The following is a 17370-nucleotide window of genomic DNA, read 5'->3' on the forward strand; positions in this document are numbered from 1 at the left end:
AGGCTCCAGTGAAGAAATGGCTCCCCTTGTTCGCCGCGTGCCTCGGCACGCTGATGCTGCTCATCGACGTCACCATCGTCAATGTCGCGCTCCCCGATATCGCCGCCGATCTCGGTACCGGACTCTCCGGTCTGCAGTGGGTGGTGGACGGATACGCGCTCGCCTTGGCGGCGCTGCTGCTCGTACTCGGCTCGCTGGCCGATCGAGTCGGCGCCAAACGCGCCTATCTCGCCGGGCTCGCCGTATTCGCTATCGCATCGCTGATCTGCGGGATCGCTGATTCCTCGCCAAGTCTCATCGCGGCGCGGGCACTTCAGGGTGTCGGCGGGGCGGCGATGTTCGCGACCACGCTGTCGCTGTTGCACTCCACCTATACCGGTCGCGACCGCGGTGTGGCCTTCGGCGTCTGGGGTGCGGTCTCGGGTGCGGCGGCCGGAATCGGTGTGGTGCTGGGCGGCGTGCTCACCGAGGGGCTGTCGTGGCGGTGGATCTTCTTCGTCAACCTGCCGATCGCGGTGTTGGCAATCGTATTGACCGCCATCGTGTTCCGGCCGTCGCCGCGGCAGGCCGATCGGGCCGTGGATGTGCCGGGGATGCTCGCGTTCGCGACCGCGGCGACAGCGGTCACCTACGGTGTCATCCGCGGCGGTGAGCACGGTTGGACCGATGGCGTCACGGTGCTCGCACTGGCGCTCGGCGCGGCCGCGGTACTGGCCTTCGCATTCGTCGAATCCCGCAGTGCGGCACCGATGTTCCCGCTGTCGCTGCTCGGGAATCGTAACTTCGGAGCCACGCTGGTTTCGGCTTCCGGGCAGACGTTCGCGGCCTTCGCCGCCACTCCACTGATCTCGCTCTGGCTGCAGCAGCAACTGCATATGTCGCCGCTGCACGCGGGCTTGGCGATGTTGCCGATGGCGGCGACCGCCTTCGTGGTGGCGGGGGCGTTCGGCAAACTGCTGCACGATGTTTCGCCGAAGTGGACGATCGGAGCCGGTTTGGTGCTGGTCGGTGTCGGGACCGGGCTGATGACGATCGTCGGCACCGGATCATCGTGGGTCGCACTGGTTCCCGGGTTCGTGGTGATCGGTGCGGGCATCGGGATCAACTCGCCCGCACTGGTGGCGGTGGGGATGGCGGCGGTGCCGCCGCAGCAGGGCGGGATCGCCGCCGGTGCGGTGAATACCGCGCGACAGCTCGGGCTCGCGCTCGGAGTCGCGGTGCTCGGCACCATATTCAGCGGGGTTGCCGATGCCGATCGGCCGATGACGTTGGCGCGGTTCGTGGATGGGTTGGACGCGGCGTTCGCGGTGGCGGCCGGAGTGGGAATTGTGTTCGGGGTGATCTCGTTCGGATTGTTCCACCGGCGGGGTGCCGTGGTAGCGGATGATCGGGCCGAGCGCGAAGCCGTCGCCGCGTAGGCCGTGAGATATCGAGCGGTGCGTGCCGGAATCCCTGTTCCAGAAGGGATTCCGGCACATGCACGGCCACGAATGCCGAGCCCGGGACGCATCCTCCCCCGCCGCAGGTCCTGCCGCCGCAAATACCGGTGCGGGCGACCGCCTACCGCTGCGGTAGTTCGGCATCGTCCCCTTCTGGGCGCGGACCGAAGATACGGCGGTCGGCTGCATCGATGCGGACATCGTTGATGCTGGCCTCGCGCCGGGACATCAGCCCCTCCGGCGTGAACTCCCACTGCTCGTTACCGTAACTGCGCCACCATTGCCCGGATTCGTCGTGCCATTCGTATTGGAAGCGCACCGCGATGCGGTTGCCTTCGAAGGCCCAGAGATCCTTACGCAGGGCATAACTGTTCTCGATGGACCACTTTCGAGTGAGGAACTCGACGATGGCATCGCGGCCGGTGAAGAACTCGTCACGGTTGCGCCACACCGAATCCTCGGTGTACGCGGCCGCGACCCGCTCGGGATCCCGGGTGTTCCAAGCATTTTCGGCGGCAAGCACCTTGGCCTTGGCGGATTCCAGGTCGAACGGTGGCAGTGGTGGTCGCATGCGTGCTCCTTCGCTCGGAGGTTCAGGGGTTTACGGGAGAAAGTTCGGGCGGGCCCCAACGGAGCGGGCTCGCACCGGGGGTCTCGATCACTTCGGTGATCGTGAAATCGATCGAGCATTGGGCACCGACGGTGAAAGTTTCGGGGGTCCAGCTCAATTCGGTGGTTCCGGTGAGCTGGAGCGTTCCGCCGGTGGTCCAGTCCGGGATCAGAATGCCGCAGTGCGGGTTCACCGCGATGTTCCCGAGCGTCATGAACATCGAGTTGCCCTGGTAGTCGGGCCATCTCAGTCTGGTGGGTGAAAGCACCTGCAGGAACCCGGGATTCCCGCCGCGGTGGGATGCGTCGGCGTTACCGTCCGTATCGGAGGTGGCGACGAAGAAAGCGTCGGCCGCGGTGATCAGCTCTCGTTGTCGCGCATCGAGTTCCGTGCCGTGCTGCGGTGCCGGGGTATCGGCACCAGGGTGATAGGACTCGATCTGCCTGCGCGAGATGTATTTCGGGCAATTCGAATACACCTGATCGACGGTGATCCGCAGCCCCGCAACGTCGCCGGATCGGTGCGGAATCGCTGATCCGTTGACTCGCATCCGCCTGCGACGTTCGGGCTGCAGCGCGATCATGCCGATACGAGCGGGACGGGTCAGCGCATCGTGCAGTGGATCCCCAGCGCCAGGGAACGCATCCACCGCGATCGTCTCGGCGTCGACGGCGTGCACGAATCCCAGCGGTCCGACCAATTCGCCGGCCCACAAGCGACCCGCGCCGTCCGCGGCGGCAATCACGACCATCGGCTGCTCGGCCAGGAACGACGCCGCGACCGCCGGAATGTCGCCGCGAATCATCCGCCCCACCCGATCGGCGACATGCGCCTGGCCCATTCGTTGCTGCACGGCGATCTCGCCAGCATGGAAGTGGGACATCATGCCTCCTACGATGTGCTCACGCTTGGTCGACGGCGACCGCTCAGGGCAACAAGCTTCGGGCTCAGAAGAATCCACACGTCGGCGCGGCGCCACTGGGTGCGGGGGCGGACTCCGCGCCATTCGGAGCGTAGACCTCGAGTCGGATGCCATCGGGGTCGGTGAAGAAGATGCCGCCGGAGGCGACGCCCTCGCCGTGCGCGACCACACCGTCGTGGGCGAAGGTCACCGAGAGTTCGCGCAGCAACGCTTCGATCGAGCGCACCTGCTCGATAGTGTCCACCTGGAATGAAAGGTGATGCAGGCCAGGGGTATCGATGGAGAACGTGCCGTCGGACTGCTGCCAGAGGGTCACCATGAGCTTGCCGTTCGCGCCGAGGAAGGCCCAGCGCTTGTCGTCGTCGGCGCTGGCCGCGAGCTGTTCGAAACCGAAGGCGCGTCGATAGAAGTCCACCGATCGGTCCAGGTCGGAGACGTTCAGGCCGATGTGCCCGGTGACCAGCTGGGGTGTGACGGCTGGCGTCATCGCAATCCTCCTTGTAACCGCTTCAAACTACTTTACTAGTTAGAATTTAATAGGCCGCAACGAGAGCGTCAACCTCTAAAATGAAGCTAACTGGTTAGAACGGCGGTGATTGTCCTGACGACGAAAGGAAGATCGTTACCCTCAGGTATGCCCGATCCACGCCCCCACCTCGGTGAACCGCTGGCGCTCGACTTGCTGAACACCCGGTGGATCGAGGACGGGCCGCAGGATCTGCTCACCGATGTGGCGGGTCTCGGCATCTGGCTGGCCTCGGCCGGGCTGGCCGACCGCGCGAACGCCGACGAACGGACCCTGCAGGCGGTGCGCACCGCGCGCACCGCCATCTACGACGCCGTGCAGCACACCGCGCACACCGCGCTCAATGAGGTGCTCGACCACGGCCGAGTTCGGCGCACGCTGACCGACACCGGGCCCGCCGATATCGTCGACGTACCCGAAACTGCCTGGCTTCCAGGGTGGCTCGCAGCCGACAACCTATTGCGACTGTTGGCCGACGTGCCCGATCGGATCCGGCAGTGCGCCCATCCCGAGTGTGTGCTGTTCTTCTACGACACCTCGAAAAACGGCACCCGCCGGTGGCATTCGATGGCGACCTGCGGAAACCGCACCAAAGCCGCGCGCCATTACGCGAAAAAGGCCTGAGCTCAGAAGAGTTCGTCGAGCAGGCGGTAGTAGTCCAGTCGACGCCGGTCCGGCTCGGTGACACCGTAGGCGGTGTAGAACGCGCGCAGTTCTTCGGGGCCGAAGTCCTCGAGCAGATCGCGCTCGGCCAAGGCCAGGTCTCGGTATCGGTCCGCGATACCCAAGGCGCCGACGTCGATCAGCAGGCCGCCGTCGAGCACATTCGACGGAGTGAAATCACCATGTGTGACAACGAGATCCTCGTCCGGTGGACGTTCGGCCAGCAGCCGCCGCAGCAAATCCTCAGGTGCTGATCCTTGATTGGCGGCGTCGAAATCGTCGACATCGACCAAGCCCTCGAGCACATGCCGTCGCGCCTGGGCGAGCACGACATCCAGCCTGCCGTCGAACGGGCACTCCGCCACCGGAATGTCGTGCAGGCGCCGCAGCAGCGCACCCATGACCGCGCCCACCGAAACCTCGAGCGCGGCCAGACTCGGCACACCCGCGTCGGCGAGCAGCAGCACGTCCTGTTCGAACACCGCAATGTCCGGTAGCCGAATCCCGCGGCCCCGCAACCAATTCAGGCGTGCATGCTCCGCGACGGCCTTCGGGCCACGCTTCACCCAGTACGTGCCGTCGACGAGCGCGACGCCGCCGCTCTTTCCTTCGTGCTCGTCCGACCACGTGTGGTCCTCACCCAGTAGCGCGACGACCTTCGGCGGCAGCGTCGTCGGCAGGTCATCGAGGGCGTCCAGCGTGGTGCGCGTGGATTCGATCAGCTCGGCGTCGCCCTCGGCGACTCGCAGTCTCAGCGCCTCGGTCAGCAGAGCCCTGGCCTCGGGCAGCCGCCCCTGTTCGGCCAGCGCCTTGCCCAGGTGCTGCAGCGCGAACGAGAGCGCCTCCGGCGCGGAGTCGCGGGCGTGGTCGACGGTTCGCCGATACAGCGTTTCGGCCGACACCGTATCGCCGCGATACCGGTAGACATCGCCGAGGTTGATCCAGACCGAAATCCGACGGCGATCGCTGTCCGCGAGTTCGAGCGCGCGATCGAGGTGATCGAGGGCCTCGTCATAGCGGCCGAGCAGCATCAGCTCGATGCCGATCTTGCGGAAGTCGGCGAAGTCGACCGGCCGGGCCGCCGCCACCCGGGCGGCCAGCTGTGCATGATCGGTGGGGACCATCCGCAGCCGCTCATCGAAGCGGTACCCGTGCTCGGTCACCAGCGTGATCTGGGTACGTCGAAATCCGCGCAGAGCGCGCGCCACACATCCCGGGGATCAACACCCGCATCGATGGCGGCGGCGCCCGTCCGCCCACCCAATGTCGGGATGGTGTGATCGTTGAGCAGCGCATCGCCACGGTGCACACCGAACTCGGTGTGCAACAGCTCCTGGAACTCGGTCAATCGCACCGTATTCAAGATACTCGCGCCCCCGCCCCTTTCACCCACCCCCACCCTCAGCGCACGTACCACAGGCCCTATGCGCCAGGTTGGCCGCGTCGGTCCGGCTGATCGGACAGCACGATCGGTGCTATGCCCGCCGTCGGCGCCACGTAGTTGCCGACGGCGGTGAACGCGGCGGCAGCCAGGGGCGAGCGTGCGCTCGCGGGCCTCGTCGGCGGTGACGATGATGCGGTCGACGACCCGCCGGTGCTCGACGTCCTCGGCCTGGGTGCTTCGGCGCGCGCCCCTGGTCCCCGGTAGTTTCCGCGCCTACTCCAACTTCATCCGTCCCACGCCCGGCACACACTCGGTGTACGTCCCCAACGTATGCGCGGGCGCCACCCCGTATGCGCCAGCTCTGCGTGGCGGTCCTGCTCGGCGAACGGCGCGATCGCCGGGCCGGTAGGCGTGATCACTGCCATCGGTTCGCTATTGGGTTCGGACGCTGAGGATGTCGTGGCAGATGCGGATGGGATCGGCGACTTCGGTGATGCCGGAGGCCGCCTTTCGGGCGGCGGCTGCGTAGTCGGGGGTGTTGAGCAGGTCGAGGACCGCCGCGCGGACCGCGTCTACGGTGAGCGGGCGGACCAGGATCGAACCGCCTTGGCGGGCAGCGCGATTGGCCAGTTCCCATTGGTCGCCGCCGCCGGGGACGGTGACGATCGGAACACCGGCGAGCAAGGATTTCGCGAGCAGGCCGTGGCCGCCGCCGCCCACCACGACCGAGGCGTGCGTGAGGAGCTCGTCCTGGCGGCCGAGTCCGGCGGTTGCCCAGGGCGGGAGGTCGGTGGGTGGGGTGTCGAGCATCGAAATGGCCACGCGGACGCCTGCCCCGTCCAGGGCGGACAGCACGGTCTCGACCATGCCGGTGACGCCGGTGTGCGCGGTCGACGGGGCGACCATGACCAGCGGGTCGGCACCGGGCGGCGGGTCGAGGATTTCCCGGGTCGGCTCCCACAGCAGCGGGCCGATGATGTGACTGTGCTCGGGCCAATCCGGGCGCGGCACCTCGAGCGCGGGCAGGGTAGCGATGAGGCGGGCCGCTGGGCCGGGATCGGTTGCCGGCAGGCCGACACTTTCCCTGGCCTGCTCGCGCTGGCGCTGACCGTTGCGGATGGCGCGGGCAGTCATGGTGCGCAACATGCCGTCGCGGAGTCGGCCGCGCACACCCTCCCCCGGCGCGAGGCCACTACCGATGGGCGGCAATGCTTTCGACGGCAGATACAGCGGATGCGGCGATAGCTCGACCCACGGCACCCCCAGTCGCTCGGCGGCCATCCCACCGCCCGCGGTGAGCACATCCGACACCACGAGTTCGGGCAGCATCACGCTCAAGTCCGGCAGGATCTCGGTCGAAATATATGCGGCGCGTTCATGAATGCGCTGGCCGGCGTCTCCGTCGTCGTCGACCGCACGCGGCGCGAGCCCCTTGAGTCTGCGCACCGCGATGCCCGCCTCCTTGGCGGCATCGAACCATCGTGGCCCCGTGAACAACACCGGATCGTCACCAACGGCCAGGAATCGCTCACACAGCGCCAACGCCGGAAACGCATGACCGGGATCCGGCCCGGCAACAACGGCAACACGCATGCGGCCAGCCTGCCACATCGACCCTCGAATTCGGGCAGCCGCGGATCGGATTTGCGCGAGCGCCGAGACAACACGGGTAACGGGCTCAGCGTTCATTGAAACGCCACGCACGTGCAACCCATCAGGTGGCGATCAACGGCACGATGGTCTAGACCATTTTATGCCCGCCGGACGGACTCCCCGTACGCGACCAGCGGTTGAGCCACCGATCGAGAGAGTGAGGGTGACAGTGTCCGTCTCCACCGTGGACGAATTGATGGATCTGCTGACCGGATGCGCCGATGTCTGGGACATGCCCGACCGCAGCGGCGACCCGGTGGACATCCTGGACCACGACCTGCAATGCGCACAACTGCTGCGCCGATCCCATCCCGACGATGAGGAACTACAACTGGCCGGACTACTGCACGACATCGGCCACACACTCGTCCCCGGCGACGACGCGGGCCACGGCAAACACGGTGCCGACGCGATCCGCGGCCTACTCGGCAACCGCGTCGCCCGACTGGTCGAACTGCACGTGGTCGCCAAGCGCTACCTGGCCGCCACCGACACCGCCCACACCGCGACCCTCTCCCCCGCCAGCCAACGCACCCTCATCGCCCAGGGCGGCCCCATGACCGACGCCGAAATCGCCGAATTCCGAGCCGATCCCGACTTCACCGCCGCCATCGCCCTGCGCCGAGCCGACGACGCGGGCAAGGTCGTCGGCCTACCAGCCGCCCCCGTCGAAGACTGGCTCCCGATCATCGAACGAGTCGCCGCCACAGCCTGAACCCCACCGATTTCAGCCCAACCCCACTCATCCGATACCCTTGCGCAGCAACACCGGTCCGGGTGGCGGAATGGCAGACGCGCTAGCTTGAGGTGCTAGTGCCCTTATTGGGCGTGGGGGTTCAAGTCCCCCTCCGGACACAGAATTGTGGCATTTATGCCCCAAAAACCGGGTCCGGGCATCACCTGGACACTCTGTCCTTGCCGCACACCGCCACCTGCGGGTTTGCTCCGTTCGGCGGTGGTCGATGTGACCGCTGACACATTATCTCCACTGATTCCTTCCTTCGCCTCCATCGGACTCGTCGGCGGCGATGCCTCCGGAATCGGTGCCGGTCTGCCGATGGCGACCGTGGAGCAACCACCGGCACACACCGCGGTGTACAGCGTGCGGCCGGTCGACACCAACGGGCGCGTGGTCGACAAAGCCGTTCTGCGAGTACTGGATTGGCACCCCGGTGACCTGCTGTCCTGGCGGATCGCTGCGGGGCTGATCGTGATCACCCGGCCCGGCTACGGCCGCCGCGGGATCACCAAACATGGGCATCTATCCCTGCCCGCCCATGCACGGCGCGCCGCGGGCATCCAGCATCACGACAGGGTCCTGTTGGCCGCCGATCCTGATCAACGCCTGCTGGTGGTTTTCCCACCGCATGTCCTCGACGAAATGGCCGCTCGCCGCTTCTGCGAGGGGGTGGGCCGATGAGCGCGCGCAGCGACGCCGACATCGCCGCGGTCCGGATGATGATGGACCGGCTCGATCTCACCGTCGCCGACATCAGCGACGATACCCCGCCGGCCACAAACGTCCCGACCTTCGGGGACTACATCCCAGTCGTCGCCGACAGCATGCCCGCGAGCCGGACTCGCGACCACTACCAGACATACTGGACGAAGATTCTTGCCCAGCCGGGGTGGGCCGAGCGGGCATTGAACGAGCCGACTCCCGTCCAGTTGCAGGGGCTGTGCGAGGTGATCAAAACCCAGCGACTGATCCGCCGCAACGGGCGAGACGGACGTGAAGTCGTCCGCCACGTCATCGACGCGTTACGCCGTATCTACAAGCACGCCGAAGACAACCGGATCATCGACCCACGCGACAACCCCGCCGCGAGGCTGACCAAACCCCGGCGCACTCGATCCAACCGGCGCGCGCTCCCGGAAGACATCCTCACCGAGATCAACCGCGTCGCCGCCACCACCGGCAACGACCCGCAACTCGACACCCTGCTGCTGCGCCTGCACACCGAAACCGCCTGCCGCCGTGGCGGTGCACTGGCCTTGCGTCCTCGAGATCTCGATCCCGTGCAGTCGGTGATTCTCTTACGGGAGAAGGGCGGCACCGAACTGTGGCAGCCGGTCTCCCCCACACTGATGCGCGCGCTGTGCCGCCACGCTGAACAGCGCGGAGCCGCACCGAACGAGCAACTGCTGCGTACACACAACGGCAAGCCCATCACTCGCCGTCGCTACAACTACCTGTTCGAGCGTCTCGGCCGATACCTGCCCTGGGTCATCACCCACGGCATCTCCATCCACTGGCTGCGCCACACCACAACCACCTGGGTCGAGCGCCGCTACGGCGGCGCGACCGCACGCGAGTTCGCCCGCCATGGCCTCGGCAGCGCCGGACCCACCGGTGTCTACACCACGGCAACAATCAACGAAGTCGCATCCGCGCTCGCCCACCTCACCGGGGAACCCCACCCCCTAGCCACAGCGGTCACGCAGGCAGAGAAGAACCATATGACGACATAAAGACGCAGTCAGGCAGATGGTCTGCCCCGAGGCCGGCGATGGCCACTGGGACGAACTCTTCGACATTGGTCCACAGCGAATGCCGGTCCTCGGGGCGACGCCGGATGTGAGCTGCCCGATCCGGGTTTCGAGCATCATCCACCGCGCCCACCGCGGGCAGTTCACCGACGCGACCTCGCCCATGGCAGACCCGTTTCGAGCGGCGCTTCCAGCCGCGCCCAACAATCGGCCCCCAGGGCTTCGTTTCACCGATCGAGCAGGACAAGACGCAGGCCATAAGCGCGACAACATTGCGGTCTGGGCCATGTGCAGCTGGATCGCCCGAATCCGCCTCAGCCCTCAGCCCTCAGCCCTCAGCCCTCAGCCCTCAGCCCTCAGCCAGGAAGGGACACCAATGCATCAGCACGCCAATACCTCTCGACAGCGGGTCGCTGAAGGTGTTGGATACCTGACAGAGCTTTCGTTGCAGGTACCAGCACCACAAACGCGCCGCTGCAGCGCGACGGCTTGGGAGGGGGTCCCCCGCATGGACATCGACCTCACGTGTCCACACTGCCGCCAGCTCGACTCGGTTCAGAGTGTGCCCGCGTTGAATGCGGATGGTGTGTCGACCAGTTCCGGAACGGACGTCTATTCCGGCGTTGGTGTGGCTTCAACCGAGGACCCCGCCCGGCCGTGTAATTTCGCGGCTATCGGCTACAAGCCGTAACGAGGGAGGTGGCGTGGCAACTGACCGAGCCCCACGCCCCTAGCTTTGCACTGCAAGAGAGGAATGACATGCTGCCGATCTTCACCGCCGCCGAGTTCGTCAAGGCGACCCGCAGCTCACCACAACAGAGTTGCGTACGTGTAGCACGTCGCGACGGCTGGACGGCGATCTGGGACGACAAGCTCGGAAACGAACAAACCACCGGCTCCACCGCCATACCAGACAGCCAAATGCTTATCTTCACCGACGAAGAATTCGACGCCTACCAGCACAGCATCCGTGCCGGAACTACCGAACCCTGCCCACTGAGAATCGAACAGCGTCACGGCATCTTCGTATTCACCGCCACCGATCCGACGACCCAGCCGGGTGGCGATGTGAAGCTTCACTTCGACCAGGGTGAGTTCGACGCATTCGTTGACGGGATCCGCAACCACGAGTTCGCCCGCGGACGTTTCGTCGCCACCTAGCCGCGGTGCGCCGGGCCCGCGACCGCAAAGCTCGCCGGCTGCGGTTGGACCTGGCTGCTGCCGACCGCGCCCGCCGCATCCGGTACGGGGCGGTGACCGCCCCGGAACCGGCGAAGCGGCTGGACACGATGACCGCGGCCGAAGCCGATCAGGTGCTGGCCGAGGACAAGCTGAAGATCTCAAGAACGGCGGCGTACGATTCTGCGGCACTCGATTTTTCAATCGTCCGTCACCGAAACCGCATTTTGCCTGGGACACGATCTGCGGCGCTCCCTTGGAGTATCGCGAACTCAACGACGTAGGTCTGCTACGAGTTCGGCCGCGTGTCGTGCTGTTGGTTCGAATGCTGGGGCGGAATCGAATTGGGGATCGTTGAGGTCTTTCGAGCAGCAGAACAGTGCCATGAGCTTGCCCGATCTGGTGTCCAAGTCGGCACACCTTGCCCGGAATACCTTGTCAGCTAGGGCGGGAACCAACAGCGAGGCAACCCAGAGCGTCGCAGCGTCGAGGCCGCGTGGGGCAAGGCCGAGGTCTTCCCAATCAAGTATCCAGCAGTCGGGCGCGGTGAGGTTGGACCAATTCAGGTCCGCGTGGGCGGGCACCCACCGCTGATCGGTGATCGTAGTGTCGACTTGATCGGGGAAGGCCTGCTCGATCGCCTCGGTAACCAACGCCTGGGTGATTGGCTCGGTGTCCGGCGTCGCTACTCGCGTAACGCGCTGACGGGCAAGGCTATCCAGAGACCTGTTGAGTGTGCGCCACCAGTCCGATGACAGTTCGGGTTCGGTGAGCGGGTATCCGATCGGCTTCGCGGTCGGGCCGGTGATCAATGCGCATTCGTCGGCCCGCCAGATCACCCCTGTCAATTCATCGAGCCAGGACACCGCTTGGTGCCACCGTGGCTTGGCGATGCCATCCAGGAGGCCCGAGGCTTCGATGCCGTTGTTGATCTGCCCTTGGCTGGCGGCCTTGTCTAGCGGCCGGGCCTCGATCCGCACCCACGTGCTCCGATCGCTGCGCACGCCGATCGTGCGTCGCTTCCGCACCATGGTGGATTCGTCGAAACCTGTTCCAAGGCGGGCTTGTACGTCGTTGATCAGCTGCTCGATCGGTAGTTTGCGCAGGTCGCCCATACTGGACACTCGCGCCTGACCTGTCAGAGCGTCTGCCACAACTCCAACTCCCCAGCGGTAGATGTATTGGCTGAACCCAAGGACGTTTATATCGTGGCCGGTCTTGTTGGCCGCCGTCGGGTATCGGCTCGAATGAGTCCGCGGTACTGGTTGATAGCGTCGGCCGCGAGTTCGACGTCGGTCGCATCGACCAGTTCCGTGAGATGTTCTGTGTTGCTCGTTCCGGCCGCGATCCGCGTGACGGACGGCAGTTCATACGCGAGCCGAAAAGCAGCTTGCTGTGTCGAACAGGGCCGCTGTGATGTCAGGAATGCAGACAGGTTCGCCGTTCTCCACACGGTTTCGGCTGTGCTACCCCCGAACGGGCTCATGCCCCACCGCTCAGCAGCCGCGATGCCGAAAGTCTCACTTATCGCTTCCGCCGCCGCCAACACCAAGTCGGGCACGGTGAGTCCGGCGCGGACGAGCAGGATGGTTGGAAGCTGATCAGGTTTGCAGGCCGCGAGCACGCTTCCCAACGGGCGGGGGTCCCACGACGAGATGCCCCACGCCCCAGCAAGACCCGACGCCACTGCGTCGGCGAGACAGGCGCAGGCTTCCGCCAAGCGGTCGCCGCCCTCGTCTGTGGACAGGTCGGCGAGGGTGCGCTCCGGGTTGTGCAAGAACACCACGTCCGGTGTCCGGCCGAGGTCCTGAATGGATTCCTCGACAGCGGCGCGTAGCCGGTCAGGCTCCAGGCAGTGAACGGTGTGCCCGTCTCGTCCCGGGAAGAATCCGACCTTGGTAGACACGATGAATTCTTCGAGCAGGTCCCCGGCGGTCTGGGCGAGCATCCGGTGTGAGGTGAAACCGCGGTAGTTGTATGCGGTGTCCACGCCACAGATGCCGAGTTTCAGGGCGTGTTCGAGCAGGTGCCGGTCGGGATCATGCCGGTATAGCCCCAGGACAACGCCTCGGTCAGTTCGGCGCACACGCCCTCCTTTATCAAGGTTTCTGCAAGAACGGCGGCATCAATGCCCGTCGTCGCGGTCACGGTGGCGAGGTCGATCGGATGCCCGGTCAGCAACAGCCGAAGCGCCGGTTCAGCCCGTGCGGCGAAGGTCATCTTCTTGCCGGCGGCCAGCACATCGACCTCCTGGCCCCAGACTTCGATGCCTGGGGAAAAGTCCGTCAGGCACACAACAGTTTGTGGCGGGCCGAATACTGCACCGGTCGCGACGTGGCGGGGTGGCTGTCGTTCGTGCTCACGGGCGGCGAGATACGCCGAGGTCGGGTAGTCCGCGAGCAGCTGCGCCATTCCGGCTACGAGCTCGTCCTCCTGCCTGGCGCGCTCGGCTGCTGTTCCCCATCGGTGCAGATCGCGTCGGAATGGCTCGCGCTGCCTACTTCGATCCGCCACCCACGACACCCAATCGACCCCGGTCCGCTTCACGAATCCGAACGTCACGTGCAGGCTGCAGCCGGCCCCGCTGTTGGTGCGAGTCGCCTGGTGCCAGAACCCGCGAGGAATATGCATCACGTCGCCGGTCCGCATTGTGCCCGACCACACGATCTCCTCTGGCGGAACCGTGTTCGGCTCCGCGTCCCGGTACATCGGCACCGGCCTGGATGCCGCGCGCACTTCCCACGACTTCTCGCCGCCGATCTGGACGATAACGACGTCGTGGTCATCCCAGTGGAGGGCAAACCCGGCGGCATCGTTGGTGGTCAGATACGTATTCACCTGGACTAATTCGCGCGACCACCATTGCAATGCCCGGCAGGCAATCTCCATGGTCGGATCGAATGAGTCCAAGGAATCCAGCACCAAGGAACAGCCGGACTGCATGAGCTGATCCAAACGGTCCATGTTGGGTACCGGAATAACCTGTGACCGGCGAGTCACAAGCTGTGTCAGGTATGCATCGGGGTGCAGCTCATTCCCGTTCTGAAAGCAACGGAATTGAGGAGGCGACACGGCACGTCGCATGATTACATCGAGCAGCTTCTGCGGAGTCAGCATTCTGGCGCACAGGTCCGCGTCGAGCACGGTGCCGCGCGCGAACGCGGCACCGAGCCCGTCGGACCCACTCCAACCCAGCGCCTTCTCGATTGCTTGGGTCAAGTAGTGGTCCATGGATCGCGTCTTACGACTCGGGGATGTTCAGGCCGTCGCCACCCGAGCTACCGTGCCCGTCGCTGTTGGTGTCCGAATGCTCGGCGTCCAGGCGCCCGCGAACGCTCTCCAACTGTTCGACCGCGATCAACAGGTCATTTTTCGGTTCCATGTGCCGCTCCCACTCTCAATAACGTGCGCAAAAATGCGCCCATTTGTAGTCGTCGTGTTCGCGTCCGCCCCTCTGGCAGTTGAGGTCGACGACATCCACTGAGAATGCGCCATCGCCCGGCAATTCACCCGGTCGAAAGTGAGGAAACTTCCCCCTGGCTGCCTACCAGCCGTGACCAGCAGAAACTGGCTCCGCGCCAGCGAAAGCCCTCAGGTTTGGGTACAACCATCGACTCGAGCCCGGCATCACGGTCGACCCTGCGGCGACCTCACCAAACACACACCCCCGCAATCGGATTCGCTGCGGCGCCACCGCGCCAAGGCCGTCACCTAACCCTCCACAGCGAGGCGTCCGGTGCGCGCCAAGACCGTCTACCCCGACGCCGTCTTCGGCTGGTTTCGCGTCCGGAATTCACTCAGTGGGACACACTCGGCATCGACTAGCCAACCGAGGTACGTCACGGAGGCATCCTTGGCTTCTCGGAACGACTCGATACCGTCGTAAACCAGCGATACCGCGTAGCCACGGTTGTAGGCGTCGACGGCGCTGAATCGCACGCACACGTCGGCGGAATACCCGATCAGGTAGATGTGATCGCAGTCGAGGCTGCGGAGAATATCATCGAGGTTGGTGTTGTAGAACGCACTGAAGCGCTTCTTCTCCACGACGAAATCGTCTGGCTCGATTGATAATTGGTCGACAACCTGGGCCAACTCGCCACCCCGAACCAGATTCGCGCACCAGCTGTCTCCGGTGCTCCACGCTGTCGGCCAGTCGACCCGGTCCTCCCGGTACAGCGTGACGACGTGGACAACCGGTACATCCGCCTGCCGAGCGATGTCGATGATCTCGTTGCAGCGCTTCCCCAAATCCAGGCGGTCGATGTTCGGGTTCTCCACGAAGAAGAACTCCTGCATGTCGACAACCACCAGTGCGCTCTTCTTCACTATGTGCCGTCCCTCAGTTGATGGTGCATCTGAATCGCTGTGCCTATGAGCCGCAACGCGGGCTCCAGGACATCGAGTATCGCGACCGATCGTTGCGGTTCGAGCGTGTCGCCGTCCCCGATGGGGTTTTCGAATCTGAAGTTGAGATTGAGAACGCCGATGATGTCCGACGCTCCGGGTTCCGGGGATCGGATCGCCGCGGCCAGCAACGCGCCGAAGTAGCACTCATCGCGCCAATAGTCGTATCTGGCTTCGATTTCCGAGGCGACCTCCGGGGCCAGATCGTACTCGGATGCGGTGTACAGCCCGCGAAACGATCCGACGTAGTCGATGCCCCGCGACAGGAACGCATTCCCGCTTCCGCGCCACGGAGTCCCGTTCACCTGAATCGGAATCAGAGTCGGCCGCGTTGTCCGCCGGACACCGCTGGCCCACACCTGCAACCATCCGTGCTCACTCACCAACCCCTCCACGAGCGGGACCGCCGCGGTGGGTACATCCGAGTGCACTGGCACCACAACGTCGAGCCATGCAGCGTCCGGACACACCAACGTGGCGACAACCCGGTTCAATACCGCCAACAGCTCGTCGATCTCTTCGCGGTAATACGTCCCGCATTCGATGATTGCCAAACAGCACTTCACGTAGGCCGCACAGTCGCTCGCGATGTCGGCGGTCGGACTTGCGATGGCCACTGTGGAGACCGCCGGAACCCCGCCCTCCGTGCGGTGGTCATGTACACGAAGCGCGGCCCGCTCGGTGCGGGTCATCGCTTCGTAGTCCGCGAAATCCACAAGCAGATGCGGCTGCGTGCCGTAAAGCTGCGCCAGCACCGACAACGTATGCAGAGTCGGCTTGACCCCACCCACCGGCCACGCCTCGAAGTCCGAGATCCGCTTGCCGCTCATCGGCGCTTGAGGATCTCCGATCAACGCGTTGTACTCAGCAGCGACCTCGTCCTGCGTCATCCCACGCCCGTGCCGCCACGCCTGGCGCGGACGAAATCCCCACCGCACAGCGAACTCACCGACGATCTGCTCCACCGAGAAATCTTCCCGCTGCATCGCACGCCTGAGACGCTCGCGCGCCGACCTGCCACCGGCCTCAAACCCCACCAGGTCACCCCTATTTCACGACCAACCCAGGACACCATACCCAGCTGACGTCTACAACACGCCAGATCCGCTGTGTACCAACACGAATCATTCAGCGAAGGGACTGTGGATTCATCGGTGTTTCCGGCCTGATTCGCTGAGTGATGCTCAGCGGGAAGGGTCGATGATGACGACACTTGATGCCGTGACGAGGAGGAAGAAGCCAGCCGAGGCTTCGGCCGAGGAGTTGGCTGCCCAGGAGCTGGTCCGGATGGCCAAGGAGCAGGGCTTGTCGCTGACCGGGCCGAACGGACTGTTGAAACAGTTCACCAAGACCGTCCTGGAAACCGCGTTGAACGAGGAGATGACCGAGCACCTGGGCTTCGACAAAGGTGAAGCTCCCGTGGATCGGGAATCGGCCAACGTGCGCTCCGACGACTGACACGTCGATGCCCCTCGAAACGTTGTAGGAATCTCGGGCAATCCACCCGACTCGCGACGTCGAATCACTAGACGGTTGCGCAAACCGCTGTTCCTGTCGGGGCTCACGAGCCCCGACCGCACGAGATCCCGATCAAGGAGCAAGAAGTCCTGTCCTGGTTCGTCTCGTGGCGGCCCCCGGCTTCTGCTAACGACGCGCGGATGCTTGTCCCCCGGACAGAGGAGGCAGGACTTGGACGAGGCGCTCGACACGGTGACCGATCCCCTGGTCGCCGCGAGCATGCGGCAGTTGGTCAGCGAGATCCTGTTGCGCTACGGGTCGATCGACGCGTTCTGCGCGCGGCTGCACCGACTGCTCGACGAACCCACCGACCAGATCCCCGCCGTGACCGGCATCCCCTGCACGTACCCGCATGGCCGACACCGGCTGCGAGAACGTGAATCCATGGAATGCCAAGCGGGGTAAGCGGCCTGCGGAAGCTGAATCCGGGCCGCATCCGACAGCGGTGGCAGACGCGCGCCGCGCGGCCCGTCTCCCACCTTCTGAACCAATCCCGTATCAGCTCAAGATGATTCACGCCGTCCCGGATTGCGGAATGGCCACCATATTTTGCGAGCGCGAAGCGTGAGACCGTTCAGG

Annotated in this window: 20 protein-coding genes, 1 tRNA gene and 1 pseudogene; 10 read left to right on the top strand and 12 right to left on the bottom strand. The window is 65.1% G+C overall.

Annotation, left to right across the window (positions count from 1 at the left end; all coding sequences use genetic code 11):
* Positions 1-8: 8 nt before the first annotated feature.
* The gene (locus OG874_RS21190; RefSeq protein WP_330256853.1) at positions 9-1418 is read left to right on the top strand and encodes an MFS transporter; all 1410 of its coding nucleotides are present in this window, start codon (positions 9-11) and stop codon (positions 1416-1418) included.
* A gap of 142 nt (positions 1419-1560) precedes the next feature.
* On the opposite strand, the gene OG874_RS21195 is transcribed toward OG874_RS21190, so the two are convergent.
* From OG874_RS21195 to OG874_RS21205, 3 genes are all read right to left on the bottom strand, one after another.
* Complete coding sequence (locus tag OG874_RS21195; RefSeq protein ID WP_330256854.1) at positions 1561-2010, bottom strand: nuclear transport factor 2 family protein; 450 nt, start codon at positions 2008-2010, stop codon at positions 1561-1563.
* Positions 2011-2032: 22 nt separating this feature from the next.
* Complete coding sequence (locus OG874_RS21200) at positions 2033-2932, bottom strand: pyridoxamine 5'-phosphate oxidase family protein (RefSeq protein WP_330257364.1); 900 nt, start codon at positions 2930-2932, stop codon at positions 2033-2035.
* A 64-nt stretch (positions 2933-2996) separates the two neighbouring features.
* The gene (locus OG874_RS21205) at positions 2997-3458 is read right to left on the bottom strand and encodes a VOC family protein (RefSeq protein ID WP_330256855.1); all 462 of its coding nucleotides are present in this window, start codon (positions 3456-3458) and stop codon (positions 2997-2999) included.
* Between the two features lie 147 nt (positions 3459-3605).
* On the opposite strand from OG874_RS21205, the gene OG874_RS21210 reads away from it, so the two are divergent.
* Positions 3606-4121 carry a CGNR zinc finger domain-containing protein gene (locus OG874_RS21210; protein ID WP_330256856.1) on the top strand — a complete coding sequence of 172 codons (516 nt, stop codon included), beginning with the start codon at positions 3606-3608 and terminating at the stop codon, positions 4119-4121.
* 2 nt (positions 4122-4123) lie between these two features.
* Here OG874_RS21210 and OG874_RS21215 read toward each other — a convergent pair whose 3' ends face one another.
* Both OG874_RS21215 and OG874_RS21220 read right to left on the bottom strand, forming a co-directional pair.
* Complete coding sequence (locus OG874_RS21215) at positions 4124-5323, bottom strand: tetratricopeptide repeat protein (RefSeq protein ID WP_330256857.1); 1200 nt, start codon at positions 5321-5323, stop codon at positions 4124-4126.
* Positions 5320-5514, bottom strand: coding sequence for a DUF3046 domain-containing protein (locus tag OG874_RS21220; protein ID WP_330256858.1), 195 nt, complete (start codon positions 5512-5514; stop codon positions 5320-5322). The genes OG874_RS21215 and OG874_RS21220 overlap by 4 nt, the downstream gene beginning before the upstream one ends.
* 159 nt (positions 5515-5673) lie before the next feature.
* On the opposite strand from OG874_RS21220, the gene OG874_RS21225 reads away from it, so the two are divergent.
* Positions 5674-5808 carry a hypothetical protein gene (locus OG874_RS21225; RefSeq protein ID WP_330256859.1) on the top strand — a complete coding sequence of 45 codons (135 nt, stop codon included), beginning with the start codon at positions 5674-5676 and terminating at the stop codon, positions 5806-5808.
* Between the two features lie 168 nt (positions 5809-5976).
* Here OG874_RS21225 and OG874_RS21230 read toward each other — a convergent pair whose 3' ends face one another.
* Positions 5977-7137, bottom strand: coding sequence for a glycosyltransferase (locus OG874_RS21230; protein WP_330256860.1), 1161 nt, complete (start codon positions 7135-7137; stop codon positions 5977-5979).
* A 223-nt stretch (positions 7138-7360) separates the two neighbouring features.
* On the opposite strand from OG874_RS21230, the gene OG874_RS21235 reads away from it, so the two are divergent.
* The 5 genes from OG874_RS21235 (at position 7361) to OG874_RS21255 (ending at position 10848) form a co-directional block, all read left to right on the top strand.
* A complete protein-coding gene (locus OG874_RS21235) occupies positions 7361-7912 on the top strand; it encodes an HD domain-containing protein (RefSeq protein WP_330256861.1) in 552 nt (183 codons plus the stop codon).
* A gap of 56 nt (positions 7913-7968) precedes the next feature.
* Positions 7969-8052, top strand: a tRNA-Leu gene (locus OG874_RS21240).
* 109 nt (positions 8053-8161) lie between these two features.
* A complete protein-coding gene (locus OG874_RS21245; RefSeq protein ID WP_330256862.1) occupies positions 8162-8617 on the top strand; it encodes a hypothetical protein in 456 nt (151 codons plus the stop codon).
* Positions 8614-9669 (top strand): tyrosine-type recombinase/integrase, encoded by a 1056-nt coding sequence (locus tag OG874_RS21250; RefSeq protein ID WP_330256863.1) that lies wholly within the window; start codon positions 8614-8616, stop codon positions 9667-9669. Before OG874_RS21245 ends, OG874_RS21250 begins: the two co-directional genes overlap by 4 nt.
* A gap of 777 nt (positions 9670-10446) precedes the next feature.
* Positions 10447-10848 carry a hypothetical protein gene (locus OG874_RS21255; protein ID WP_330256864.1) on the top strand — a complete coding sequence of 134 codons (402 nt, stop codon included), beginning with the start codon at positions 10447-10449 and terminating at the stop codon, positions 10846-10848.
* A gap of 290 nt (positions 10849-11138) precedes the next feature.
* On the opposite strand, the gene OG874_RS21260 is transcribed toward OG874_RS21255, so the two are convergent.
* The 6 genes from OG874_RS21260 to OG874_RS21285 all read right to left on the bottom strand — a co-directional run bounded on the left by OG874_RS21260 (position 11139) and on the right by OG874_RS21285 (position 16259).
* On the bottom strand, positions 11139-12020 hold the full coding sequence (locus OG874_RS21260; RefSeq protein WP_330256865.1) for a phosphotransferase: 882 nt from the start codon (positions 12018-12020) through the stop codon (positions 11139-11141).
* Between the two features lie 47 nt (positions 12021-12067).
* Positions 12068-12952, bottom strand: coding sequence for an aldo/keto reductase (locus OG874_RS21265; protein WP_330256866.1), 885 nt, complete (start codon positions 12950-12952; stop codon positions 12068-12070).
* Entirely contained in the window at positions 12874-14097 is a 1224-nt protein-coding gene (locus OG874_RS21270; RefSeq protein ID WP_330256867.1) for a JmjC domain-containing protein, read from the bottom strand. Before OG874_RS21270 ends, OG874_RS21265 begins: the two co-directional genes overlap by 79 nt.
* A gap of 10 nt (positions 14098-14107) precedes the next feature.
* Positions 14108-14248: a hypothetical protein gene (locus tag OG874_RS21275; protein WP_330256868.1), complete on the bottom strand. Its 141-nt coding sequence runs from the start codon at positions 14246-14248 to the stop codon at positions 14108-14110.
* A gap of 371 nt (positions 14249-14619) precedes the next feature.
* Entirely contained in the window at positions 14620-15195 is a 576-nt protein-coding gene (locus OG874_RS21280; RefSeq protein WP_330256869.1) for a cysteine hydrolase family protein, read from the bottom strand.
* Positions 15195-16259: a helix-turn-helix domain-containing protein gene (locus OG874_RS21285; protein ID WP_330256870.1), complete on the bottom strand. Its 1065-nt coding sequence runs from the start codon at positions 16257-16259 to the stop codon at positions 15195-15197. The genes OG874_RS21280 and OG874_RS21285 overlap by 1 nt, the downstream gene beginning before the upstream one ends.
* 214 nt (positions 16260-16473) lie before the next feature.
* Between OG874_RS21285 and OG874_RS21290 the strand changes: the two are divergent.
* Together OG874_RS21290 and OG874_RS21295 are read left to right on the top strand one after the other, a co-directional pair.
* Positions 16474-16722: pseudogene (locus OG874_RS21290) on the top strand (transposase); the annotation flags it as partial.
* Positions 16723-16962: 240 nt separating this feature from the next.
* Positions 16963-17196, top strand: a complete 234-nt coding sequence (locus OG874_RS21295; protein WP_330256871.1) for a hypothetical protein — start codon at positions 16963-16965, stop codon at positions 17194-17196.
* Positions 17197-17370: the final 174 nt, after the last annotated feature.

Source organism: Nocardia sp. NBC_00565, from assembly GCF_036345915.1.
GTDB lineage: Bacteria > Actinomycetota > Actinomycetes > Mycobacteriales > Mycobacteriaceae > Nocardia.